This window comes from Paenibacillus sp. FSL H7-0690, from assembly GCF_037980415.1.
GTDB classification, from domain to species: Bacteria; Bacillota; Bacilli; order Paenibacillales; family Paenibacillaceae; genus Paenibacillus_AQ; species Paenibacillus_AQ odorifer.
This window is the reverse complement of sequence record NZ_CP150281.1, coordinates 5,105,446-5,130,871: the sequence shown is the minus strand read 5'-3', so window position 1 is coordinate 5,130,871 and position 25,426 is coordinate 5,105,446. Positions and strand designations below refer to the sequence as shown.

16 protein-coding genes are annotated in these 25,426 nt (G+C 47.1%); 12 read left to right on the top strand and 4 right to left on the bottom strand.

Annotated elements, in window-relative coordinates:
• Positions 1–1,766: 1,766 nt before the first annotated feature.
• The 3 genes from MHI32_RS22680 to MHI32_RS22670 form a co-directional block, all read right to left on the bottom strand.
• Entirely contained in the window at positions 1,767–2,645 is an 879-nt protein-coding gene (locus MHI32_RS22680; protein WP_076130289.1) for an AraC family transcriptional regulator, read from the bottom strand.
• A 75-nt stretch (positions 2,646–2,720) separates the two neighbouring features.
• On the bottom strand, positions 2,721–4,076 hold the full coding sequence (locus MHI32_RS22675; RefSeq protein WP_076281323.1) for a response regulator: 1,356 nt from the start codon (positions 4,074–4,076) through the stop codon (positions 2,721–2,723).
• Entirely contained in the window at positions 4,057–5,787 is a 1,731-nt protein-coding gene (locus MHI32_RS22670) for a histidine kinase (RefSeq protein ID WP_340010935.1), read from the bottom strand. The genes MHI32_RS22675 and MHI32_RS22670 overlap by 20 nt, the downstream gene beginning before the upstream one ends.
• A gap of 228 nt (positions 5,788–6,015) precedes the next feature.
• Here MHI32_RS22670 and MHI32_RS22665 point away from each other — a divergent pair, with 228 nt between their 5' ends.
• The 5 genes from MHI32_RS22665 to MHI32_RS22645 all read left to right on the top strand — a co-directional run bounded on the left by MHI32_RS22665 (position 6,016) and on the right by MHI32_RS22645 (position 13,140).
• Positions 6,016–6,972, top strand: a complete 957-nt coding sequence (locus MHI32_RS22665; RefSeq protein ID WP_340010933.1) for an ABC transporter permease subunit — start codon at positions 6,016–6,018, stop codon at positions 6,970–6,972.
• A gap of 36 nt (positions 6,973–7,008) precedes the next feature.
• Positions 7,009–7,884 (top strand): carbohydrate ABC transporter permease, encoded by an 876-nt coding sequence (locus MHI32_RS22660; RefSeq protein ID WP_036683169.1) that lies wholly within the window; start codon positions 7,009–7,011, stop codon positions 7,882–7,884.
• A 41-nt stretch (positions 7,885–7,925) separates the two neighbouring features.
• On the top strand, positions 7,926–9,599 hold the full coding sequence (locus MHI32_RS22655; protein ID WP_076147914.1) for a hypothetical protein: 1,674 nt from the start codon (positions 7,926–7,928) through the stop codon (positions 9,597–9,599).
• 86 nt (positions 9,600–9,685) lie between these two features.
• Positions 9,686–11,110: a family 43 glycosylhydrolase gene (locus MHI32_RS22650; RefSeq protein ID WP_340010932.1), complete on the top strand. Its 1,425-nt coding sequence runs from the start codon at positions 9,686–9,688 to the stop codon at positions 11,108–11,110.
• A 26-nt stretch (positions 11,111–11,136) separates the two neighbouring features.
• Complete coding sequence (locus MHI32_RS22645) at positions 11,137–13,140, top strand: beta-galactosidase (protein WP_340010930.1); 2,004 nt, start codon at positions 11,137–11,139, stop codon at positions 13,138–13,140.
• A gap of 77 nt (positions 13,141–13,217) precedes the next feature.
• Here MHI32_RS22645 and MHI32_RS22640 read toward each other — a convergent pair whose 3' ends face one another.
• A complete protein-coding gene (locus MHI32_RS22640) occupies positions 13,218–15,500 on the bottom strand; it encodes an AraC family transcriptional regulator (protein ID WP_076281328.1) in 2,283 nt (760 codons plus the stop codon).
• Positions 15,501–15,793: 293 nt separating this feature from the next.
• On the opposite strand from MHI32_RS22640, the gene MHI32_RS22635 reads away from it, so the two are divergent.
• The 7 genes from MHI32_RS22635 (at position 15,794) to MHI32_RS22605 (ending at position 25,360) form a co-directional block, all read left to right on the top strand.
• Entirely contained in the window at positions 15,794–16,744 is a 951-nt protein-coding gene (locus MHI32_RS22635; RefSeq protein ID WP_051491278.1) for an ABC transporter permease subunit, read from the top strand.
• Positions 16,745–16,759: 15 nt separating this feature from the next.
• Positions 16,760–17,629 (top strand): carbohydrate ABC transporter permease, encoded by an 870-nt coding sequence (locus MHI32_RS22630; protein WP_076147925.1) that lies wholly within the window; start codon positions 16,760–16,762, stop codon positions 17,627–17,629.
• 44 nt (positions 17,630–17,673) lie between these two features.
• Positions 17,674–19,236, top strand: coding sequence for an extracellular solute-binding protein (locus MHI32_RS22625; RefSeq protein ID WP_076130281.1), 1,563 nt, complete (start codon positions 17,674–17,676; stop codon positions 19,234–19,236).
• A 46-nt stretch (positions 19,237–19,282) separates the two neighbouring features.
• Entirely contained in the window at positions 19,283–20,062 is a 780-nt protein-coding gene (locus MHI32_RS22620) for a glucosamine-6-phosphate deaminase (protein ID WP_076130280.1), read from the top strand.
• Complete coding sequence (locus MHI32_RS22615; protein WP_076130279.1) at positions 20,059–21,219, top strand: amidohydrolase family protein; 1,161 nt, start codon at positions 20,059–20,061, stop codon at positions 21,217–21,219. Before MHI32_RS22620 ends, MHI32_RS22615 begins: the two co-directional genes overlap by 4 nt.
• Before the next feature lie 26 nt (positions 21,220–21,245).
• A complete protein-coding gene (locus MHI32_RS22610) occupies positions 21,246–23,051 on the top strand; it encodes a DUF4838 domain-containing protein (RefSeq protein ID WP_340010926.1) in 1,806 nt (601 codons plus the stop codon).
• A gap of 167 nt (positions 23,052–23,218) precedes the next feature.
• A complete protein-coding gene (locus tag MHI32_RS22605; protein ID WP_340010923.1) occupies positions 23,219–25,360 on the top strand; it encodes an S-layer homology domain-containing protein in 2,142 nt (713 codons plus the stop codon).
• Positions 25,361–25,426 lie beyond the last annotated feature (66 nt).

The window sequence follows — 25,426 nt, the reverse complement described above, 5'->3', positions numbered from 1 at the left end:
AGCAAGTTTCTTCCCTAGCCGTGGGCTAGCGTACGCGAATTGGTGCGCCTTGCAAGTTGCTTACCCAGCCAACACGGTGCTATCGGACTCAATGCCGCTAATCGCAGTCTTTTCACACATTTAGAGTTTTATCGGACCGCATAGTCGCTATTGGCTCGAAAAGTACCTAATATGCACCTCTTTCGGAGGAATAGTTGCACTGGAGTCCGAAATTGTGCTCAAAAGACGAAAAATTAGCAAATAGCGTCATCTAAGTCCGAAAGCGGCGGGGGAAGGGGGACTCGGTGCTTTCGTACGCGAATTTGGGTGTTTAGCAGGATGTTTACCTAGGCGGGGGCTGCCGCACGCGAATTAGGGTGTTTAGCAAGTTGCTTCCTTAGCCGTGGGCCGCTGGACGCCAATTAGTGCGCCTTGCAAGTTGCTCACCCATCCAACACAGTGCTATCGGACTCAAATGCCGCTAATCGCAGTCTTTTCACACATTTGGAGTTTTATCGGACCGCATAGTCGCTATTGGCTCGAAAAGTACCTAATATGCACCTTTTTCGAAGGAATAGCTGCACTGGAGTCCGAAACAGTACTCAAAAGACGAAAAATTAGCAAATAGCGTCATTGGGGTCCGAAAGCGGCGGTGGATGGTTATCACTCGGTGCTGCTGTACGCGAATTAGGGTGTTTATCAAGTTGCTTCCTTAGCCGTGGGCCGCCAATTAGTACGACATGTAAGTTGCTTCCCCAGCCAACACGGTGCTATCGGACTCAAATACCGCTAACCGCTCGCTTTTCACACATTTGGAGTTTTATCGGACCGCATAGTCGCTATTGACTCTAAAAGTACCTAATATGCACCTCTTTCGGAGGAATAGCTGCACTGGAGTCCGAAACTGTGCTCAAAAGACGAAAAATTGGCAAATAGCGTCATTGGGGTCCGAAAGCGGCGGTAGAGGGGTGACTCAGTGCTTTCGTACGCGATTTTGGGGGTTTAGCAGGATGTTTACCTAGGCGTGGGCTGCCGTACGCGAATTAGTACGACATGCAAGTTGCATACCCGTCCAACACAGTGCTATCGGACTCAAATGCCGCTAATCGCAGTCTTTTCACACATTTGGAGTTTTATCGGACCGCATAGTCGCTATTGGCTCGAAAAGTACCTAATATGCACCTCTTTCGAAGGAATAGCTGCACTGGAGTCCGAAACTGTGCTCAAAAGACGAAAAACTGGCAAATAGCGTCATCTGGGTCCGAAAGCGCGGTAGAGGGGGTGACTCGGTGCTTTCGTATGCGAATTAAGGTGTTTAGCAGGATGTTTACCTAGGCGGGGGCTGCCGTACGCGAATTAGGGTGTTTAGCAAGTTGCTTCCTTAGCCGTGGGCCGCTGGACGCCAATTAGTGCGCCTTGCAAGTTGCTCACCCATCCAACACAGTGCTATCGGACTCAAATGCCGCTAATCGCAGTCTTTTCACACATTTGGAATTTTATCGGACCGCATAGTCGCTATTGGCTCGAAAAGTACCTAATATGCACCTCTTTCGAAGGAATAGCTGCACTGGAGTCCGAAACTGTGCTCAAAAGACGAAAAATTGGCAAATAGCGTCATTGGGGTCCGAAAGCGGCGGAGGGGGGTTGTGAGTTGGCACCACCAGATCTGAATGGTTACTACTTGCATCCACCGGCCCCGAATTAGCACCCCACGCCTGCCACGCCTGCCACGTCTGCCACACCTGCCACTCAGCTCTATCGAAGCCTAATAGATATGCCTAGCAACATCAATTTTCAAAAAACACATGTTTGGACAGGAACTCTAGGTCCTGCTCGCGGTAAGTGGAGGGGCTAACTCCAAAGTAGGAACGAAAGACTTTGCCGAAATAGCTGGCATTGTCAAACCCGGTGTCCACAGCGATCTGGTAGATCGTCTGATCTGTTGTTTTCAGCATAGATGCTGCCAGCTCGATCCGTCTCCTTCTTAAATACTCAAAGGGCGAGAGATTGATGTTTTTTTGAAATAGCCTGCAAAGATGATGTTTAGAAATTCCAACATGTGCGGCGACATCGTCTAAGCTAAGGTTATTATTGTGCAGATCATTTTTCATGAATTGTATAGCGGCATGGAGTTTGTCATTTTTTATATAGGTGGTTAACAAACTTGGTTTCTTGAGGTATTTCTCCATGGACAATATCCACTGAAAGGCTTTCCCCGTTAGAAAATGCAAATCTCTTTCTTCATCAACCTGGATGTCCTTGAACATACTCCACAATAAATCCATCGGAACCGATTCCTGAGGGAGTTCTATAATAGGACCGCCATGTGCGATCAGTTGGTTCCAGAGTGAAATAGCTAGAGGTCCTCGTACATTCAGCCAAATGAATTCCCAGGGCTCTGTACCTTCCTCCGGATAATAATATCTGTGTATACTGGGGACAGTCACTAGGAAAGCTTTGCCCTTCGTTAATGGGTGAACAACCCCGTCTATTTCAATTCTACCCTCTCCAGATAAGGTGTACTGAAAAATAACACAACTTCTCTCCGTCCGGTTCTGGCCGTTGAATGAATATGCCGGAGTCTCGGCTTGTTCCCAGCCAATAGAATCAAACAGAAGCATAGAAGCTTGTTCTTCCGAGCGAATGGTGTAGGAGGAGCGCAACATTAGCAGGTTTCCTTTCCGTGGTACGTTACTTCATTCAAAGTGTAAACTTTTTTGTTGATCTGTTCAATTTTTGTTTCATTTAATCTGCTGTCTTCGATATTGATAAGGCGTAATGCCATACTGATCTTTGAACAGCTTAATGAAATATTGTGGCTTTTTGTAGCCGACTAGATGTGAAATATCGAGCACATGTAAGTTGGAATCGATTAATAACTTGGAGGCCTTTTCCAAGCGTTTAGAAGAAATGTAGCTCGATAAATTTTCGCCCGTCTCCTGCTTATAAAATTTGGACAGGTAAACAGGATGTAGGTGAACAATTTTCCCTAAGTCCTCCAGGCTCAAGCAATCACTAATATGATTGGAGATATAGGCTTGAATGGTATGAACAATGTTTTGATTGGAAAATTTAGCGTTTCTATCTAATTGGGTGAGGCTCTGCAAGATGGATTGAAGAGCCGTATTTGGCTCTGATAATTGATTGAAAATCCAGTCTGCGACCTCAGCTGATTGGATTTTATCGGTTGTGGAATACAGCAAATTAATGAATTCGAGCAGGTAGAGGAGCTTTTGTTTTTTGACAGTGAGCTTGGCAAAGTTTTTTAAAATGTTTTTTCTGGTTTGTTCCCATTCTCCAAGCTCTAATTTAGGGAGAGCACTAGAGGCACTCAGCATAGTAAAGTCACTGGTCCCAATATTTTCATTAAAAAAGAAATGATAAAAAATATGCCGAACAGCATGCTTTTGAGAAAATTCAAACGGCTCAGAAAAAGAAATGGAATCGACGCTGCTTGCCACAGTTTCGGTATTGGATTCTGGAATAATTCCAGTAATGGCTGATGGAGTGATCCAAATAAAGTCCCGTCCACCATTATGATCTTTTAACATCATTTCATCTTTCCCTCTAGCCCCTGAGACGTGAAAAAAGCAAAAGTGCTCATTCCGTAAAGCAGTATCGAGTGTGCTGTGATCATAACGTAGTGGGGAAGGTCCGCTAATAACAGAAAGCATGTAACCTAGCCCATCTATCTTTTTCTCTGCCACTGGGGTTTTTGGGGGGTTCTCAGCGATACTCTTAATAACTTGAGTCATGGCTTTTTCCATATCCTCTTTATCTACCGGCTTGAGTAAATAATCGAGTGCACCCAAACGAATGGCTTGTTGTGCATAATCAAATTGAGAATAACCGGAAAGGAAAATTACCTTGGTATTGAGCTTTTTCTCATGAACATGATGCAGCAAATCAATGCCGGATACCTCGGGCATACGAATATCTGTAATAAGGATATCTATATGATTCTGATTCAATAGCTCCTTGGCTTCAATCGAATTTGTTGTCGTCTCAATATGCTCAATTCCAAATTTGCTCCAATCCAGCAGGTGTTTTAAATATTCAACGATGTAATGTCCGTCATCAACTATCAATAATCGCATATTGTCCTCCTTCATCCAGCGAGAAATCTATGAATGCCAGCACGGATAAACCACCCCAGTCATTGATGAAGAACCGCAGTCCGCTTAATTCACCATACGCATTTTTGAGGCGATGATGAATGTTCCAAAGACCAATTCCTCTTGATCCTTCAGGAGGGGATTCATTCTCAAGTCTGGCCATTAGCTGGTGTATTTCCTCATTAGATAGCCCCTTACCGTCATCGGCTACAATAATTAACGCTCCAGTATCAAGTTCTTTTACATCTATAGTAACGCGATAAGCCCCTTGCTGTTCTTCAATCCCATGCTGGATTGCGTTCTCGACCATAGGCTGGATAATCAGTGGCATAATCAGATGCTCTCCCAGTTCAGGGGGCAGGTTGATTTCATAAATTATTTTTTTGGAAAGTGACATGATGGATAAAAAATGATCGGCAAGCTGCAATTCAGAAGCCAACGTAACATTATCTGAATTCATTTTTGTTAAATAACGATAGTACTCTGCTAAATGCTTGCTCATCTGCATTACGGCTTCCGGTGAAGTTTTTGCCACAGCCATAATGAAAAACAGATTATTGTAAAGAAAATGTGGATTGATCTGAGCCTGTAGCTGTTTCACTTCGGCGTTTCTGCGCAGCTCGGTTTCTATTTTTAATGAAGCGAATAAAGCCTGTATTTTGGCGACCATGTGGTTAAAGCTTTTAAATAGACTATAAAATTGATTGTCCGGGTTCTCACTAATTCTGGTGCTGTAATTCCCTTGTTCCACTTGGTAGAATTTCTTGTCGAGCAGATATACATTGCGATAATAGTTTCGATAGAACATAAAAATCACGATAAGACCAATGATCAAGATCATTAAGATGCTGACAAAAAACACCTGTTTATTCCGGTTAAGCGGATTCAAAAAATCACTCATTCGCGTATAGGTAACAAGATACGTATCAATCGGCTCAATATACTTTGATAAAACATAATAATCGTCATCGTTGATATGATAGTCAAACTTTAAAATTTCATGTGCATTGGGTGTTATCGTCTCCTTGGCTTTTTCCTCGATTCGAATATCCACCGCTTTATTGCTAATCATTAAACTCTTGTTCACAAGTAAAAAGGCATTGGAGCTCTCGCCGCCACTCACTGCTTTTTCTAAAAGACTTGTTAAATACTCCTTTTTCAGCTTAACGCCCACGATGTACTGAATATTGGCAGGATTCTTAGGTTCATGAATATAAGGATAGATTGAAAAATAATACAAATTGTTATTAACAATCTGCCAGCCTCGCTGCGTGACCTTCTGAAAGGGCTGTTTGGCAAGCGAATCATGACCCGTAAAAATAAAAGTGCCATCCGATTTCCAGTAGATACCGATAGATTCAATCGCCTGACTGGAGAGAAGTGGTGCTGATATGCGGTCATAGATATCGTTTTTTTTCATCTGGGCATCGTAATTGTTCATCTCTTGTATTTTGCTTTGATAGAAACGTACGGAGGTGTCGGCTGTATATTGGATGCCATACAAACTTGCCTCAGAGATGATGCCATCCAGAATGCTTTCCGTATAGGCTAGCTGATTTTTGGAGGAGTTAACCAAGCTCTCTTGAATGGTTTTGGAACCTAGGGAGTTCATTACGAAAAACAAACTTAAGGTAAGTAAAAGGAAAAAAACGAAAAAATATATGAATCGTTTCATATTTACTTTTTTAATCATAAGCATTACTCCTGTCGCTAGGACTCGTGTGAATTCATCATAAGCCATATATTCCAAAAGAAAAAGAGAAGAGCTCTCGCAAAATGAAAGCGTTTATAAAGATGTTTAGCGAATGGTTATGATATTTAATTTGAGACATTTTCGAATGAAAGCGCTTTTGTTAACATTAAACCAGAAAGAAATTAGCAGCCAAGAATGTAAAAGGGGGTAAGCACAATAGCACAGATAATGAATACCCAGCTCAAATGGAGTGAGAAAGCCAACGTTAAAAAAAGTAGAAAGAATCCTTGGAAAAAGGAAATCAGAAAAAATTGGCCATTGTATGTTTTATGTATCCCAGCTTTGGTATTCGTTCTAATTTTTGCCTACGGTCCTATGGTCGGATTAGTGATGGCCTTTCAGGATTACAAGCCCTGGCTTGGAATTACAGGTTCAACTTGGATTGGTTGGGATAACTTCGCAAGAATCTTTCAATATAAAGAGGCAACACAATCCATTATCAACACCCTCATTATTGCTGTAATCAAAATTATAGTCGGAATTATTGTTCCTATCTTTATGGCGATTCTGCTAAGCGAGATTAGAAACATGGGGATTAAAAAGAGTATTCAAACCTTGGTCTATTTACCGCATTTTCTCTCTTGGGTAACCGTTGCCGGAATCATGATTGATATCTTAGGTCTGGATGGGGGCATAAACCATTTTCTTACGAATTTCCTCGGACTGAAACCGATTTTCTTTTTGGGCGATCCTACGCTGTTCAGACCGACGATCATCATCAGTGATTTATGGAAAAACTTCGGATTTGGCATGATTGTCTACTTAGCGGTGATTACAGGGATCGACCCTTCTTATTATGAGGCAGCTGAGATCGACGGCGCGTCACGCCGCCAACAAATAAGACATGTTACCTTACCGAGTATGATGCCGATGATCATCGTAATTGCAACGTTAAGCCTTGGAAATATCCTGGATGCAGGATTTGACCAAATCTTTAACTTATATAATCCACTCGTCTATAGTACGGGGGATATCATCGATACTTATGTTTACCGGTCATCCTTATTAAATGGCCAATACGGTTTTGGTACCGCTGTTGGATTGTTTAAATCCGGCATCAGCTTCATATTAATCGTAATTTCCTATCGAATTGCTTACAAGGTAGCTAACTATAAAATATTTTAAGTCGAAGTTGTTAAGCTTACAAAACTGTTAGGAGGAATGGGAGTGTATTATAAATCCAAGGGATATAGGATATTTTCGATTTTCAATCATATCCTCCTGATTCTAGTAGCCTTATCGTGTTTATTGCCTATGCTTCATTTGCTAGCACAATCATTTAGTAGTAAGACAGCGGTAAATGGGAATTTGGTATCCTTTTGGCCGGTGGACTTTAATATCGAAGCCTATGTGAAAACTTTTAAAAACACGAATTTTACAGGCTCCATGAGAATCTCAGTGGTCCGGACGGTACTGGGGACGTTAATCAGCATGTTCATTATTACAACGGCGGGGTATGCCTTGTCCAAAGATTTCCGTGGGCGTAATGCTTTAATGTGGATTTTTATATTCACGATGTTGTTTTCCGGTGGATTGATTCCTTCTTATATATTGGTTACGAAACTTGGGCTCAAGGACACGATCTGGTCGCTCGTGCTTCCCGGTGCCTTCGGAGCTTATAATTTGATTCTGATTATGAATTTCTTTAAAACAATCCCTAAGGCGCTTGAAGAGGCGGCATTTATCGATGGGGCTTCGTTCTTCGTCATTTTCCGGAAAATCTATCTTCCGCTTTCCCTTCCCGGTCTGGCAACCGTTGGATTGTTTATCATGGTGGGGAGCTGGAACGCATGGTTTGATGGGATTTTGTATATGTCGAATACAACGGACTATCCGTTAGCTTCATTCTTACAGACTGTAGTGGTGCAAGGTTCAGCGCAGAGTATGGCACTTAGTCAATCAGAAGCAGCCGCGTTGTCAGAACAGAGTATCAAAGCTGCGCAAATTTTTATTAGCACACTGCCCATTATCCTTGTGTACCCTTTTCTACAGAAGTATTTTGTCAAAGGCATCGTTCTGGGTGCTGTAAAAGAATAACGTGACCAACATATAAAACTTTAATTCAAAGGAGCTTATTGATGAAAAAAACAGGGGCCTTAATAACGACTACTGTATTGATGGCAGGATTGCTAGCGGGCTGCGGCTCAAACGGTAAAGAATCTACTGCGGCAGAAGCGGTTCTCAAAGACGGCAAATACGATCCTCCTATTACTATCAACATCGCCAAGCAACAAGATGAGAATGCCGGTAAATATATCAACGGGGAGAGCTTAAATGATAATGTGTTGACCCGCTGGGGTGTCGAGAATCTAGGGATTAACATCCAAACTACTCTTTTGGGCGGTGATGCCTCCCAATATAATACGAAACTTCGTTTAGCGCTCACTGGTTCCGAGAAGCTTCCGGATGTTTTGCCAGTGTATGATACCTCATTAGAAAATGATCTGATTCAATCTGGACTTGTAAAAGATATTGCGGAGGACATTAACAAATATATGCCTGAGCGTCTGAAAGAAATATATAAACAATATCCAACAACGTTCAACCCGGTTATCCAGGACGGCAAGGTTTATGGGATGGCGATCTCGCCCAATCTCACTGAAGGTGAGGTCATGCTTATCCGTCAAGATTGGTTAGATAAATTAAATTTAAAAGCGCCAACAAATATAGATGAATTTGAACAGGTAATCGCTGCTTTTACGAATGATGACCCGGACGGTAACGGAAAAAATGATACTTATGGATTTGATTTCTCGGGAAAAGATTCTTACAACACGGGCTGGGTAAGCGACTCTGTAATGATTTTTAGTGCTTATACAGGGAAGAGTCTCCCCGGCCAATGGTATAACGACAATGGTAAACTCACTTACGGTTCCGTCGCTGATGGGACAAAGGATGCGTTAGCTAAACTTCGCGATTGGTACTCCAAAGGGTATTTAAATAAGGAGCTGGCTACACAGGGTGCATGGGATGCACTGGCGGATTTCACTGAAGGTAAAGCAGGGATTATTATTGGCCGTCCTTGGCTGTACGGCAGTGTTAAAGATGTGGAAACTAACGTAAAAGGGGCTAAAATCAAAGCTTACCCAACAATTAATGGTGTAAGTGGGGATCGAACCTACCAATCCGGTCAACAGAACGATGGTGTCTTTATGTTTAATAAAGACTTTAACAATATGGAAGCTTTCTTCTTGTATTATGACAAGCTTTACGATGCAGCATTTGGTACCGGAGATTTCAAATATGGTTATGCTCAGGGATATGATTATGACATCGTAGGCGATGAAGTGGTATTCGATTCCAAAAAATTCAATACGCCTTTGGATGCCGCTCAAGGTGTAGGTAAAATGGCTTTTACCAAAAATACACCTAGTGTTGATGGTCCAGGTAAATCTTTTTATGATCTTTCCAAAGGTGCAAAAGCAGAGAATGGGGTCTTGATCAGATCGGCATCAAATGATGAAACAGCCAAAGAGGGATATGTGATTTCTTATGAGAATAGAGAGTCACTGCTTCCAAATGCATTTAACGGTCCACCTACCAAGACCATGCAGACAACTTGGGAGCAACTGAATACGATGGAAAAGGAAACCTTCACCAAAATTATTTACAGCAAAGAGCCGCTAACTGCGTACGATGACTTCGTGAAGCAATGGCATGACAAAGGCGGTACGAAAATTTCCGAAGAAATCAACGAATGGTATAACAATGCTAGCAAGGTGGATGTGATGTCTCAGATGGGATTGAAATAAGTTCGCAAGAACAGCAGGTTCAGTTAAGGTCATCCTTGGCCGGACCTGCTTTTTTGTCTAAAAATCTGATCCTCTGGAGGTTAATCATGGACGAAAATGCGAGTACAGTCACCCTACTAAATAGCGCTCCACTTCTGGATATGAGCGGAAATCCTGTACATGCACATGGTGGACATATGCTCTATACGGATGGATATTATTACTGGTTTGGTGAGAACCGGATGGATCGGCGGAGAGTGAGCTGCTACCGATCTGTGGATCTAGTGAATTGGGAATGGCGCAATGATGTGCTCACACTCGATTCACCGGTACAGCCGATTTATCATCGCACCACATTAGAGCTTGAACCCTTGGACAGGGAGGGGCGCCCAACGGGTGCGGTAATTGAGCGCCCAAAAGTACTCTACAACAAACTTACAGGGAGATTTGTTATGTGGATGCATTGGGAAAATGGACGCGACTACTCTGATGCGCGCTGCGCGATCGCTGATTGCGGGACGGTAGATGGGGATTATGTTTACCGGGGCAGCTTTAATCCGATAGGTAACATGTCTCGGGACTGCACCTTGTTCCAGGATGACGATGGAACGGCTTATTTTATCTCCGCGGCAAGGGAAAATGCTGATCTTATTATGTATCGTCTGTCACCTGATTACCTCAGCATAGAAGAACAGGTCAAGACCTTGTGGCCCGGACAAGCGCGTGAAGCACCTGCATTAATGAAACGTCAGGGTGTATACTTCCTCATCTCGTCCGCCTGTACGGGCTGGTTGCCTAACCAAGGAACCTATGCCTGGTCCGAGGAATTATTTGGTCGTTGGTCACCCTTGCTGCCTTTGGGCGACATCACTACATACGACAGCCAGCCTGCTTTTATAGTTCCTATTGTAGGAACAGACAATGACCAGTGCTCTTACTTGTATGTTGGGGATCGCTGGGACCCTGCGGATTATTATGCCTCTTCCTATGTATTTCTGCCGCTCAGCTTTCCTTCTGACCGGGAAATGAAGCTTGACTGGGCAGAGCGAACGGTGATTGACCTTAGGAAGGGAATCGTAGCTGTGGAATGCGGCTCTGGTAGTGGTCTGTTCAGATTGAAAAGCTTAGGAATGGGGCTTTATCTGGCGGTGGGAAATCAATCCATTGAACATGAGGAGACCCTGAACGTCGAAGTCCGGACGCTTTCGTATGAAGATCAGCAGCAGAGATGGACGGTTGAATACGGGGAGAAGGGTAGGGCGAGAATTCGAAACAGTGAAAAGGCCTTATCTATTGGCCCGTTGAATTCCTTGCTGCTGGAGCCTATTCGTGACAACGAAGATCAGTTTATATGGTTGCTTACAGAGACAGAAGCAGGTTCACTGACTATTGGGAGCAATGACGGAAGAGTTCTTACCGTAGCAGGAGAACAGCGTGGGGGCTGGGGTTGTGTGTTTCTTGAATCCACACGCTGCCATGATCCCCGTCTAGGTGCAGACCCGCAGCTTTTTCAACTGATTTCAGTAAGGTAAACAGTTTAGAGAAAAGAGGTATACCGATGAGTTTATCTGTCTCCTTCCCTATGGAATGGTTTAAAAGTGACCCCCATACACAACTTACTGCGACTTCCTCTGAGACGTTTCAGTTCATCACTACACCAGAAGGTGGTGGATTTGAGCTTCAGCCAGGGCATCTGGAATCCGCCGCTTGGTGCGATTATGGTTTCGTTAATGCAAAGGTTTACCATGAAAGCCATGACGTTCTGGTACTGTTATTCAGTTTTTATGATCGGGATCATCGCGTCATTACTTATCATGTAGGAATTTTACCTGGTGTGCGCACCGAAATTTGTTTACCCTTGATTCATTTAAATGGTGAGAAGCTGTTCCTTCCCCGTTATCCGGGTGTGATGCAGACAGTACTGAGGGGAGATGCAGGCATCGATCGCAAGCATATCACCCGATTCTCTATCGCTACTCTCCCTTCAACAACAAGTAGAGCTGTGCAAATTAGTGGCTTGGCTCTAAGTCTAATTGAGCCCGTCTTTGAGTATGAACAGCAACCATATATAGATGATCTGGGCCAATTAAAGGGAAGGGGTTGGCCAGGGAAAACGGTTGATGCAGAAGCGTTGACGGATCGGCTGCGCACAGAGCGGCAACTTGCGGCACAAGCTGATCACAATGGAGGTGACCTCAGCAGGTACGGAGGTTGGAAGGCGCTGAGATTCGCGGCAACTGGATATTTCCGCACGGAGTTTGACGGCAGCCGCTGGTGGTTCGTTGATCCAGAGGGTTATGCCCTGTTCAGTACGGGGATGGACTGTGTGGGTCCAGCTTGTTCTATGCATGTAACTGGCATGGAACACTTGATACCCTCATTGCCGGAGCGGGAAGGAATCTATCAAGAAGCTTGGTCACAGGATGGCGAGGAATTCAGCTTCGAGATTGCTAATCTGATCACTGCTTTTGGGGCGGAGTGGCGCTCTAACTGGGTGGCTATGACGGATTTTCGCTTACAACAATGGGGATTCAACACCATTGGTAACTGGTCTAATGATAGATTTATCAACGAATCCCAGCTTCCGTATGTTTATCCTCTAGTGGACTTTCCTATGACGGAGCAGACTATTTTCCGGGATTTCCCCGATGTGTTTAGCCCGGAGTATGAGCGGAATGCCGGGAGCTTTGCGGAGCAGCTTCTTCCATTAAGGGAAGACCAGAGAATGGTCGGTTATTTCATGCGTAATGAGCCGCATTGGGCATTCGTGGATGGGTTGAATTTGACCGGGCAGATGCTGAAATCTCCGGTCCGTTATGCCAGTAAGAAGGAATTCATTCGCTGGCTTGCAGAAAAGTACAAAACAGTGGAACGATTAAACATGGCGTGGGATAGCGTTTTTGAAGAATTCGAGGATTTATACGATGTATCGAATGTGAATGTAACCGGGGATAATCTCACTTCTGCCCGAGAAGTGGATTATAACCAGTTTAACCGGATCATGATTCGACGGTATGTAGAAGTGCCAGCCCGTCTTTGCAAGCAGACGGATCCGAATCATCTGAATTTGGGAATGCGTTATGCCTGGGTTGGCAGTGATGAGGTGCTGGAGGGCTGCGAATGGTTTGATGTATTCTCTATGAACTGCTATCAGTTCAGTCCTGACAAGGAACAGATCGCCCAGATCAGCGGACGACTGAACAAACCAGTCATGATTGGGGAATATCATTTTGGTGCGGCTGAAGGCGGCATGTTGGCTTATGGGATCCGTGCGGTGGCAACCCAGAAGGAGCGCGGTGAGGCTTACCGTTATTATGTGGAGCAGGGGGCAGCTATCCCGCAGCTCATCGGAGTTCATTATTTTCAATGGAATGATCAGCCTGTGCTCGGACGTTATGACGGAGAAAACTATCAAATCGGTGTAGTGGATGTCTGCAACCGTCCATATGAAACTTTCGTGCAAGCAGCGAAAAAGGCCCATGACCAGATGTATCAGGTGCGGACGGGGAGGACAGCACCCTATAATATTATGCCAATGGAGATTCCGAAAACGGGATTCTGATTGCAAATCTTTACAACAAAAAGGCCCCCAGCCAATGGGGGGGCCTTTTTTGTCCTCTCCTCTGCAATGTAGCCTCTTTACAAGCCAAGGCCGGAGGAGGGGAGTGAATCATCACGGGAATAGCGCTTGCGGTATTCGCCCGGAGTTATTCCGGCACAACGTTTGAACATACGGATGAAGGAATTTACGTTCTGATAACCGACCTGAAGCGCGATATCCTGAATCCGCAGTTCCAGATTCATTAGCAGCTCTTTGGCCTGCTCAATCCGCAGATTGTTCAGATATTCACTGAAGTTGATGTTTGTTTTCTCTTTAAAAATGCTGGACAGGTAACCTGGAGTTAAATTTAACTTGTCTGCTACTAGGTTGAGGTTGATGTCCTCGCCGTAATGTTTGTCTAAGTAATCCAGCACAAAGCTGATAATGGGGTCGCGCGACTCCGAGCGGCTACTGATGACCACGAGCACAGGACGAACCAGATCACGCAGCCATTCCTTGTATTGATCCATTGAGTGGAAAGCGTTAAATGGCTCTAGTGGGGGTGGTAAGAGACGCTCCGCTTGGGGCAGATTCAGCCTCGTCACCGTTTTGCTCGTCTGTTCCGCTGCTCCCAAGGCAAATGCCCGAAAATCCGCCGCCGCTGCGTCCTTGTGCTGCAGCTGCTCCAGCTGACGATCCAACCAAGCGAATACAGCCTCCTCATTGGCAGACTGCAGCAGATTGTGCAGCTCCTCTCCGTGTGTCACCTTTAAATGAAAGGATTTGGCGGATGAGGCTCTAGGTTCTACGATAATTTGTGTTTCCCCGTTCAATCTACGCTCATTTAACAACATTGATAGATTATTGTAGGCATCGGTAAATGAGGTTTCGCCTGAATATACCGGACTTACAGCAATAGTCAGATATAAGGATGTCTCCGAATCCAGCAGCTCCTTAAGGGTATCAAGAGCCTGCAGAAAACTGCTCTGCGGTCCGGGATTGAACAGGAGCAGCATGAGCTGATCATGTTCCGGCTGGAGTGCGACGCTTTCGCTTTCACCACCAGTGATCAAGTTTTGAACCAGCTTCCATAACATCAGTGTGTGTTTCTCCAATTCGTCCGGTAAGGTTTTGAAGCTGACCTTGAACAGAATGGAGGCATAGGGCTGTTCGGATTGCCTTACATCTTCAAGCTCCGCGAGGCTTTTACTCAGCGGGATATTTTTCACTTTATGAGTATAGGCATATTGGCGCACCAGTGAGTTCTTATGATCAAGATCGGTCTGGATGAAGCGGTTACTCTCCAAAATGGAGCTCAGGCGGTCGCCGATAATGGCGAATTCCTTCACACTGCTCAATTTTTCAGGCCGGCTGCCTGCCTTACGGTCCAAGGCGGCAATCAGGCGCTGGAGCGGTTGGTTAAGCCGGTGGCTGAAGATTAGGGATGAGAGAACACTGATCAGTACTGCGGCAGAGAGCAATACAGCCAGCAATAGCTGCATCCCCCGCATTTCCGCAGCAATAGCCGCCACCTGGGTCACTCGGATATAGGTGAATCCAGTCTGTTTACCTTTTTCATAGAAGTAATATTGGTCTCCGACCCGCTCATGGGCATTGCCACTTTCCGGAAGCTGGCTTGTTTGCAGTTTACCCTCTGATGTAGAGAACAATAGATTCTTCTGCGCATCCAGGATATAGAACGGGGTATTGCCGGCATCTCCGTAGGCGGCCTGCATCAGCTGCGGATTCAGCATGACAATGCCGTACACTTCCTCATAAGGAATCGCTTTGACCAGCACTGGCATTAACCTTCCGAGCGTACGGGTGGAATGTATGGTTTTCTCGGTAAAGGTTACGGCGGGCATGACTTTTAAAAATTGATTGTCCATCGTTTGCCGGCTCCAGTACTCCGGAGGGTATTCTGCACTGAAGTAGTATTTACCGAACATATCTGCGGCGCTGCTTAGGCCCTCCCTCTCCAGTACATAATTTTCCTTTTTAAAATAAAGAATGAAATTTTCGATATGCAGAAAAGGATTAGCATACAGCGTTGAGAGATCCGATATCACTTCTGCCGGGATATCATATCGTCGGTTCTCTTTGAGGTGGCTTAGAATGCCCAGATTGGCAGTCCATGAATCGGATTGGGTGAGGGCAAGAATCATGTTCTGAGTCAACCGGAAATGATTTTCGTAGCCTTCGACCGTTTGTGCGAGGCCTAGCTCATTTTGCCGGATCATCTCCTTATAGATTTTGCCGCTTAAATACAGATGGGAGAACAGATTAAATGATGCCAAAATCAAGATGACACTGAGGAAGCTTAGCATCAGCTTAACGAACAGGGCATTCAGCGCAAATTTGCCTGTAACGGATCCCTTCATATGTATCCCCCTTTGGATGCACCCGTAAATGAATTGGATTAATTCTATCATAGCGGCAAAAAGCTAACACCAACAATATGCAATTTTGCTGATTTGTACGCTATTCTATGGAAATCCGCAGTTAAGGCGAAATGTTATATAACATGTAGATAGCGCTTTCCAAAGAAATGCAGCTATAATTCGGAGACAAATCCCAGGAAAAAGGGGGAAGTAATCTGACATCTATATGATTTATGATCATTTTAACAAGAGGAGACATGCATATGGCTCAAGCTAGCGTAGTGCAGGACAAAATGCGAAAGAAAGTGCACCGGCGACCCCAACGACCTCAACGCCACAAAGCGGGAATCCTTCGAACTTGGAATAAAAACAAGGCGCTCTGGCTGCTGTTCCTGCCGTGCCTGTTGTATTATTTGATCTTCCGCTATGCACCGATGTTTGGATTAGTTATCACTTTCAAGGATTACAATCTTTTTAAAGGGATTTGGGCCAGTGATTGGGTGGGACTCAAATATTACAGGATGTTTATAGAGAATCCCGATTTTTGGCCGCTGATGAAAAACACTTTTCTGCTTGGTTTATATAAGCTGTTTTTTGGCTTCCCGGCACCCATTCTACTGGCGATTCTGCTTAATGAGGTGCGCAAGGCTGCTTTCAAACGAGTTGTGCAGACCGTCAGCTATCTTCCACATTTTATCTCAAATGTCATTGTAGCCAGTATGGTGATCATGTTTTTATCCCCAACCGGAGGGCTGATTAATAATCTGCTTGGTGCCATAGGGATTGGACCGATCAATTTCATGAATGAACCTGGATTGTTCCGCGGTATTTATGTCCTGTCGGAGATCTGGCAGCATATCGGCTGGGAGACTATTATCTACTTGGCCGCGTTGACCGCTATCGACCCGCAGCTGTATGAAGCTGCTGATATGGACGGAGCCAGCCGCATGCGTAAAATATGGCATGTCACCTTGCCCGGCATTTCACCCGCCATCGTGATCACCTTGATTCTTAATATCGGTAAAGTGCTCGAGATTGGCTTCGAGAAGGTGTTCCTGATGCAGAACCCGGCGATCTACGACACAGCGGATATTATCAGTACTTATGTCTATAGGGTGGGTATGGTGCAGGGGAACTTCAGCTATGGCGCTTCTATTGATCTTTTTATGGGCGTGATTAGCTTGATCTTCATCTATACAGCAAATTACATCAGCCGTCGTGTAAGCGAGACAAGTTTATGGTAGAAAAGAGGTGTGGTGATGAGATCACCCCGTTTATCCTGGTTTAATGTCGTGAGCACTTTTATCCTTCTCGTGGTTGTGGTGGTCACGCTTTATCCGTTCCTGCATATGCTCGCTGTCTCTCTCAGTAGTGATGTGCATGTCATGAAGAATACCGTTTCTTTTTGGCCTAAGGGATTTAACCTGAATATGTATAAGCTTGTACTCGGAGATTCGCAAATCTGGGTGGCTTACAAAAATACACTCATTTACACCGTGCTTGGCACCCTTATCTCGCTGGTAGTCACCTCCACGGGTGCCTATGCACTCTCACGCAGTGATATGGCGCTGCGCAAGAGCTTCACCCTGTTGATTGTGGTGACGATGTTTTTCAGCGGAGGAATGATTCCCACGTTCCTCGTGGTTCGCTCCCTGGATATGGTCGATACCGTATGGGGCATGGTGCTGCCGGGTGCGGTTAGCACTTGGAATCTGATTCTGATGCGGACCTTTTTCTCCGGCATTCCTAAAGAGCTGGAGGAGTCTGGCCGCATCGACGGTCTGAATGATATCGGCATATTTATCCGTATTATTGTTCCGCTTTCCAAGGCTTCCTTCGCCACCATAGCGCTCTTTTACGCGGTTGGCATGTGGAATAACTTTATTTACCCGCTGCTCTACCTGCGCTCACCGGATTTGTTCCCGCTGCAAGTTCTGTTGCGCAATCTGGTGCTGGCTGGCAGTGCTAGCTCGGGAGATGTTACTAGCATTGGAGGTGACAACATGGTGATAGAAGAATCGCTGAAGTACGCGACGATTATGGTCTCGACGCTTCCGATTCTGATTGTGTATCCATTTGTGCAGAAGTACTTCGTTAAGGGGGCCATGATTGGCGCGGTTAAAGGCTGAGGCGGGTGGAACCGTCACAAATTCAGAATAAGGGAGAGATCGTAATGAATAAATGGAAATCTGTACTGCTGCCACTGATGATTGCAGCAACCGTAGTAACTGGCTGCAGCGGAGGGGGCAATGACACCTCGCCGCAGAGTAATACTCAGGGCAGCAGTACCGCTTCACCTGCTGATTCGTCCAAAACGGAAAAAACCTTCACTGCGCTCTTAGACAACAATGCTACGTTCCCTTATTCGAAAAGCTGGCCTATTTGGAGCTGGCTGAAAGAGAAAACCGGTGTCACACTCGAGGTACAGACCCCTTCCGGAAAGCTTGAAGAGAGCTTGAACCTGGCGATTGCCTCGAAGGCAATGCCGGATCTGATGTATATGCCTAACCGCAAAGAATCGAATAAATTCGGGCAACAGGGTGCGTTGGTGGATTTGATGGAGTATATGGACAAAATGCCGAATCTGACCGCCTGGGTAAAGCAGTATCCACAGGAAGCGAAGGCTGCACTGTCTGCTGATGGCAAAATGTATATGTTCCCGAATCAGGGCTTTGGCGAGACGAACCGCATGATCTGGTTATACCGTAAAGACATTTTTGACAAAGAAGGAATCCAGGCACCAGCCACATATGAGGAGCTGCATACAGCTCTAAAAACCTTGAAGGCGAAATATCCAGACAGCTATCCGCTTTCGATCCGCTACGGACAAATTCCCGATGAAATGAATGCCAATATGACAGTGAATTACGGGACGGGTGAAGGGGCTTATTATGATTTTGATAAAAAAGAGTGGCTTTTTGGACCCACGGAAGAGAGTTACAAGGAAATGGTTGGTATGTGGAAAATATTTTATGACGAAGGGCTGATTCCGCCCGACTTTCTATCTCTGCAAACTAAGCAATGGCAGGACATGGTGTCCACGGGCAAATCGTTTGTGACCATTGATTACATCAGCCGGATCGATTTTTTTAACAATGCGATGCAGCAGGAAAATCCGGAGTTCAACATGCAGTTCATGGCTCCTCCAGCGGGCATTGCCGGCGGCAAGCAACTGAACCCGTATTTTCATTATATGGAAGGTGGCCTAACCGTGGCTTCAACCTCGAAGAACATCGATGATGTGATGAGTTATATGGACTTTTTCTATTCCGAAGAGGGACGTACGCTCAGCAGCTGGGGCGTGGAGGGTGAGACATATGTGAAGGAAGGCGACACGATCAAGTTCAAACCAGAGTACAACGATGTGATCGAAATGCGGAAACAGACAGGACTTCAGACTAGCGGAACGTACACCTGGATCGACTTTGGTGCACATCTGTCGTTGTTCTCAGACAATTTGAAGTACGCCTTTGAAGAAGCGACGAAATATGATCCGTCCATGATGCAGCCACGGCCTGCATTTACGGAGAAAGAGAATGAAATTATTGCGATTACCGGCCAGGCGATCCAAAAACACCGCGATGAAAGCTTTGCCAAGTTTGTTACCGGCTCCCGAAAGCTGGCCGACTGGGACAAATATGTGGAGGAGATGAACAATCTCGGCGTGGATAAGCTGCTGGCTACTTATAGGGAAGCTTACGACCGTGTTCAGAACATTCAGTTAAACGGGAATTAATCTGTCTGGTGCCAAGGACAATAGTTGCCCGGAAAGGATGAGCGGGATGAATGACATCATTAAGCCTTTAGAGACACACAGAGTAGAGCAGATGTCCGTTCAGGTTTACGAAGATCGTAACCTGATGGGCGCTGCGGCGGCATCGCAGGTCGCGCAGAAAATTAGAGCTTTGCTTCAAGATTCTGCGCGTCAGGTCCGAATTGTGTTTGCTGCCGCACCTTCGCAAAATGAACTGTACGAGAGGCTGGTTCGGGAGCAGGGGATGGATTGGTCCCGGGTCAATGCTTTTCATATGGATGAATACATCGGCCTTGCGGCTTCGGCTCCCCAGCGGTTCGGCCGTTTTTTGACAGATCGTCTATACAGTCGGGTTAACCCTGGCCGGGTAGAACTGCTGGATGGTCTCGCCGCTGATGTGGTGCAGGAATGCCAGAGATATTCGGCTTTGTTGAGCGAGGCGCCTATTGATATCGTTTGCCTCGGGATCGGGGAAAACGGGCATATCGCGTTTAATGATCCGCCAGTCGCTAATTTTACCGACCCGCAGCTGGTCAAAGCGGTCGAACTGGAGGAAGCCTGCCGCCGCCAGCAGGTGAATGACGGTTGTTTTACCTCGCTGGACGAGGTGCCAACCCATGCGCTGACGCTTACGGTACCAGCCTTGCTGGCTGGCCGTCACCTGTACGGAATTGTACCGGGAGTGTCCAAACGCAAGGCTTTACACGCGGCACTTCATGATTCGATCAGCACGGCATGTCCAGCTACTATTCTGCGCACCCATCCGGAGATCACGATGTTCACGGATCGGGCTGCCTTCGGCCTATGAACGCGCCAATTAAGGGAAAGCACTATAAAACTGGGCTGCCGGTTGAGGTAAGTGTTGAGCAGGGGCGAATCACTTCGGTCATCGAACTTGCGGAGAGTCCAGCCAGGGCCGATTGGCCCTGGCTGGCACCCGGGTTGGTGGATCTGCAAGTGAACGGGGGCTGGGGGCTGGATCTCAACACGCTGCCTTTACAGCCTGCAACGGTATTGGAACTGTCCCGACTTCTGATAGGAAACGGGGTAACCAGCTATTGTCCAACTCTGATTACTAATGGCAAAGAAGCGCTGGCTCAAGCGGTCTCTGCCATTGCAGAAGCCGCTTCGCTGTATCCGGAAGATGCTGGGGGGATTGTAGGAATTCATTTGGAAGGTCCCTTTCTGTCACCAGAAGAGGGTCCGCGCGGCGCCCATCCAAGGGAACATATTGGCCCGCCGGATTGGGATAGGTTATGCCGCTGGCAAGAAGCGGCTGAAGGGCTTATCCGTATCCTCACCGTCTCCCCGGAATGGCCAAACGCCGCTGCATTTATCGCCCGGTGCAGTGAATCAGGCATCCTTGTTTCTATAGGGCATACGGCAGCTTCCCCCGAGCAGATTAGGGAGGCGGTTGCCGCAGGAGCGGTGATGTCTACGCATCTCGGCAATGGCACACATCTGACGTTGCCCCGTCATCCCAACTATTTGTGGGAGCAGCTGGCGGCGGATGAACTATACGGCTGTATGATTGCAGATGGTCAACATTTACCACCCGCTCTGTTGAAAGTAATCCTACGGATGAAGCGCAGCCGCACCATCTTGGTCAGCGATGCTGTATCACTGAGCGGAATGCCGCCGGGAACTTATCACCTGCACATTGGTGGAGAGGTTGTATTAACAGCAGAAGGGCGGCTGCATCTGGCTGGCAATCAGCAGCTGCTTGCAGGTTCCGCCATGATGCTTCCAGATCAGGTGGCCTATCTTGCGGAGGCTGGATTAGCCCGGCTGGATGAAGCCTGGGATTGTGCTTCTGCTCATCCGGCTACTTTGCTGGGGCTGGAGCAGGCGGCAGGGCTTAGGGCTGGAGCACCTGCCGATCTCGTGAGCTTCTGCTATGACGACAGGACACTTACCGTGCTGGAATGCTGGAAAAAGGGTCATAGCAAGGCTTGCAGTAATTAATTACAGCAAAGATTAGGAGGAGAACGATGCAGAGCTTGATACCGCAACCGAAGCAGATCCAAGTGAAAGAGGGCGAAGCTTTTGAGTTCAGCGAGGATGTAAGCCTGAGCCTCTACATGGAGCAGCATGATCCGAGACTAGTGGTTCATTGCCGCCGCTCGTTTCCGGAGCTGGAATGTACACATGTTATCTCGGGAAAAGGATATTCACTTATTCTTCAGAGTCTCTCGCAGCCAGAAACGAAAGGAGCACAGCCAGATGAAGTGGATCTGAAATTGCTTAACGGCCGGGCGGAAGGGTACAGGCTGGAGGTGTCGGAGCGCCGGGTGGTAATCCGTGCACTGGATGCGCCGGGTCTGTTTTACGGGCTACAAACGTTACTACAACTGCTTAAGTCAGTAGGGGAAGTTCCTGCTGTGTCTATCACGGACTGGCCTGACACTACCTTGCGGGTGATGAACTTTGATCTTCGCCAGACATTTTCCAAGCCAGAGCTGCTGCTATCGTATTTGGCGGATTTTGCCCGGTATAAAACGAATGCAGTTCTGATTGAATACGAAGATAAATTCCCGTTCCAGAAGTACCCGGAATTCGTGCATCCTCAGCATTCGTTAAGCCTCACACAGCTAGAGGAACTGAAACGTACAGCCCATGAATATTTTATTGAGATCATTCCGCTGCAGCAGAGTTTCGGGCATCTGGAGTATGTACTCCGCCACGACGCTTGGCGGCACTTGCGCGAAACGGAGTTATCCCTCGGGGAGATCTGTCCATCGCATCCGGAATCCTTCGAGCTGATTACCGATCTGTTACAGGAGATGATGGATGCTCATCCGGATTCCCGTTATATTCACCTCGGCTGCGACGAGGTGTACAGCTTATGTGAATGCGAACGCTGTAAAACGTTGTTCGGAGGGGTACGGGAGCGGGCTTTTATCGCTTTTTTGAACACTTTGATTGAATTTACAGCCAGCCGTGGTAAAAAAGTGATTTTCTGGCATGACATGCTGGACAAATGCCCGCCGGAGGAACTGGCAAAGCTGGATAAGCGGAGTGCAGCGATGATCTGGATATACAACGGACGTAATATTGAAGCTGAGGTTTCTTCTCTTGCGGATAAATTCAGGTCACTAGGCATCGAGGTTATGGGAGCACCGGCGGTTCGCAGCTTTGACTGGGCTGAACATCAGAATTATCCGGTACTATTGAACCGGACGGATAATCTGCTCCAATGGGCGGAGACAGCGGATAAGCTGGACCTCGGTTGCATCGTCGCCACGAACTGGACAGGGCCGTTCAGCCTTGGTGTTCCTTATGGGATCTTTGAAACGACGTGGTATCCGATGCTGCTGCACGCCGATTTGGCCTGGAACCGTAAAGCGGACTCAGCAACATTTATCGATCGATTCATGGAGCAGTTTCATGGCATCGGTCCTAGAACAGGTCACGCTCAGCTCGGGAATTATCAGCTGGAAGATTATTATGATGTTATCTGGAAGCTGTTGGACAAGGTGAAGGATCATAAGGATGAAGCAGAGCTGATTGCCATTATGCATGATTTTGAAGCGGCGACGGACCGTTCGCGGGCGATCCACAAATATGTCTACCGCTGGGAGCTCTATCCGGGAGACGAAGCGGAAAGGCACTCGCTGCTGAACAATTACATGCGAAATCGCCGCGGACGTGAGAACGTTTTGCCTCGCATGAAAGCGGCTTTGGAGCGTTACCAGCCATCCGATATGGCGGAGCATTTTGTGAAATCCCGCTTCTATCTTCACGATTATCTGGAGCGGACATTATACCGTGAGCTGGGGTTTGCTCAGGTAGAATAAGAGTTTTGAAAAGATCGTAGGGCTATCGTGTAAGCGGGTAGCAGTGCGGTCTTTTTTTAATTCATAGCTGGATGAAGCTACATATTACAACATATTCAGGAACTAAATCCCAGTTTGCAGCGTCTAACTTATAAAGTTCTAGCAAACTACATTGGAGGAGAATGAATATGAGAGCTACACCCATAAACCGGACTATAAGGAAGGTTACACTTACCGCATTATGTATTTTGCTTGTATTGCTGAGTGGCAGGGTAATGGCGGAGCCGTCTCCGGCACAAAAGACAACCGCGGTATTCACAGCGGAGATGCAGAGTGCCTTGGAAGGGGCACAGAATGTGCTGCTGACGATACAGCCATTCCCGGACGAAGCAGCCGTAGGTTTCTTCAAGAATGGGCGCAGTCTGCCCAAGGGATATCTGGAGCAGACTGCCGATAAGATTCTGGAACAGCGGGGCAAGTTCACCAAGGTGGCAGAGCTAACTCGAACAGCGCTGGCTTACAGTGCTGCGGGGGGCAACATCAACAACATCGCTGGTATTGATCTTTATCCATTCCTGATGAATCATGACGGAATTGATTCGGAAGGGGCAGCAGCGGTAGCAGCCGCCTATATTACCTCGAAGAATTCCATTTCAAATTCATTGGAGCGGACAAACCGTTACCCCGATTTGTTGTTTTATCAGCTGCTTGATATGCAGCTAGCGGACGGCAGCTGGCCGCTGGCCGGGCAGAAGCAAGGAGATCTGGTAGCTACTGCCTGGGTACTAACCGCACTTGCTTCGGAAGTGAGTTCAGAACAAACAGCGCAGCCGATCGAGAAGGCTTTGTTGTGGCTTAAGAGCAAGCAGCAGCTAGATGGAGGGTTCGATGGTAAAACTGCGACGACAGCGCAGGTGATTGTTGCTTTATCCTCGCAGGGAGTCGATGCAGCAGATTTCACCAAGGAAGGCGGAGCCTCGCTGCTGGACCATTTGCTAGCGCGGAAGCTCCCGGGTGGCGGCTTTGCGCAGACAGCAGGCGGAGGAAACGATAGTCCCGCAACTGTGCAAGCCTATCTTGCCCTGACTTCCTATAAGCTGCTGTCCAAGCAGGCTGGCATGCTGTATAGCGGACTGCATCATGCTGGACTTGACCGGGCAACAATTCAGGTCGAAGGACCCGGTGGCACCGTTGCCGGGGGGCATATTGTTGGCGGAGATGCTGTGAAGGCAGCGGCAGCTTTTTTACAGGCGAAGGGTCTGGCGTATAAGCTGAATGCGGATGCAGCTAAACCGGCCTTCACAGCTATCGAGGGGATTCAGAACGGGCGATACAATGGACGCGGAGAATGGAAGATTGCTGTATTCAGCGGGGGCAGTGCATGGATGTATCCTGAGAATAGCCCGTACAGACTGACGATAGGCAATGGGGATCAGCTGCTTGTTTACTACGCGGACGATACAGAACTGCTTGACCGGATGGAAGTGAAATGGAAAGATAAAAACGGCCAGGAAATGGGTGGATACGCAAGCGCCAATATGCCGTTTTCCCTCCATATCACCAAGTCAAACGGTCAGCTGGGCGGTCTTCCGGCTTTCGGCGCTACTGTGACACTTCAAGGAAAAAGCGTAGTGGCTGACAGCACGGGAAAGGTGTCATTTGCCGGCATGAAGCCCGGTGTCTATCCTGTGCAAGTCACCAAATACCGTAAAGATGCCGCTCCAGCACTTTCCAAACGGACGTTTGCGCTGCATGTCTCTTCCCCGGAATTGGCCAGCTTTACGGATGCCAATAAAGTCGCAGCTTGGGCACGTTTGGATATCGCAACAGCGCTCAGCAGCGGATATATTCAGGGCGTGAGTGCCAGCGGAAATGTGCTGGCTCCTAAGCAGAAGCTGACCCGGGCTGAATTTCTGACCCTGCTGCTGCGGCTATTGCATGAGTTCCCCGATGCCAAGGCCACTTCTAGCTTTAAGGATGTTCCGGCGGACAAATGGTACAGCCGTACCATCGCCAAGGCTGAGGAGCTGGGCATTATCAGCTCTCCAACCGGTAAGTTCGAGCCGGACCGCGGTATTACGCGGGAAGAAGCGGCGGTTATGGTAACCAAAGCCGCCCGGTTGTCTACGTACGGCAGCCCGGACCGTGTGAAGTTTGCCGATACTTCCAGTTTGTCAGAGGCGAGCCGCCAGGCGATTCAGGCCGTGAATGAACATGAAGTAATGACCGGCAGCGGGGGCCGCTTCGATCCAAAGCAGATTCTGGTGCGTGAGCAGGCAGCGGCAATTTTAGTCAGACTGCAGAAATTAATCCCGGAAGCCTTCTATTAATGGAATAAACGTCCAGGGATATGATAAGCTTCAGATAGAGTTATCACATCCAGTGCAGAGGAGGCA

Coding starts and splice junctions, on each gene's coding strand:
- MHI32_RS22680 (WP_076130289.1), bottom strand. CDS start 2,645: ATGTTGCGCTCCTCCTACACCATTCGCTCGGAAGAACAAGCTTCTATG.
- MHI32_RS22675 (WP_076281323.1), bottom strand. CDS start 4,076: ATGCGATTATTGATAGTTGATGACGGACATTACATCGTTGAATATTTA.
- MHI32_RS22670 (WP_340010935.1), bottom strand. CDS start 5,787: ATGATTAAAAAAGTAAATATGAAACGATTCATATATTTTTTCGTTTTT.
- MHI32_RS22665 (WP_340010933.1), top strand. CDS start 6,016: ATGAATACCCAGCTCAAATGGAGTGAGAAAGCCAACGTTAAAAAAAGT.
- MHI32_RS22660 (WP_036683169.1), top strand. CDS start 7,009: ATGGGAGTGTATTATAAATCCAAGGGATATAGGATATTTTCGATTTTC.
- MHI32_RS22655 (WP_076147914.1), top strand. CDS start 7,926: ATGAAAAAAACAGGGGCCTTAATAACGACTACTGTATTGATGGCAGGA.
- MHI32_RS22650 (WP_340010932.1), top strand. CDS start 9,686: ATGGACGAAAATGCGAGTACAGTCACCCTACTAAATAGCGCTCCACTT.
- MHI32_RS22645 (WP_340010930.1), top strand. CDS start 11,137: ATGAGTTTATCTGTCTCCTTCCCTATGGAATGGTTTAAAAGTGACCCC.
- MHI32_RS22640 (WP_076281328.1), bottom strand. CDS start 15,500: ATGAAGGGATCCGTTACAGGCAAATTTGCGCTGAATGCCCTGTTCGTT.
- MHI32_RS22635 (WP_051491278.1), top strand. CDS start 15,794: ATGCGAAAGAAAGTGCACCGGCGACCCCAACGACCTCAACGCCACAAA.
- MHI32_RS22630 (WP_076147925.1), top strand. CDS start 16,760: ATGAGATCACCCCGTTTATCCTGGTTTAATGTCGTGAGCACTTTTATC.
- MHI32_RS22625 (WP_076130281.1), top strand. CDS start 17,674: ATGAATAAATGGAAATCTGTACTGCTGCCACTGATGATTGCAGCAACC.
- MHI32_RS22620 (WP_076130280.1), top strand. CDS start 19,283: ATGAATGACATCATTAAGCCTTTAGAGACACACAGAGTAGAGCAGATG.
- MHI32_RS22615 (WP_076130279.1), top strand. CDS start 20,059: ATGAACGCGCCAATTAAGGGAAAGCACTATAAAACTGGGCTGCCGGTT.
- MHI32_RS22610 (WP_340010926.1), top strand. CDS start 21,246: ATGCAGAGCTTGATACCGCAACCGAAGCAGATCCAAGTGAAAGAGGGC.
- MHI32_RS22605 (WP_340010923.1), top strand. CDS start 23,219: ATGAGAGCTACACCCATAAACCGGACTATAAGGAAGGTTACACTTACC.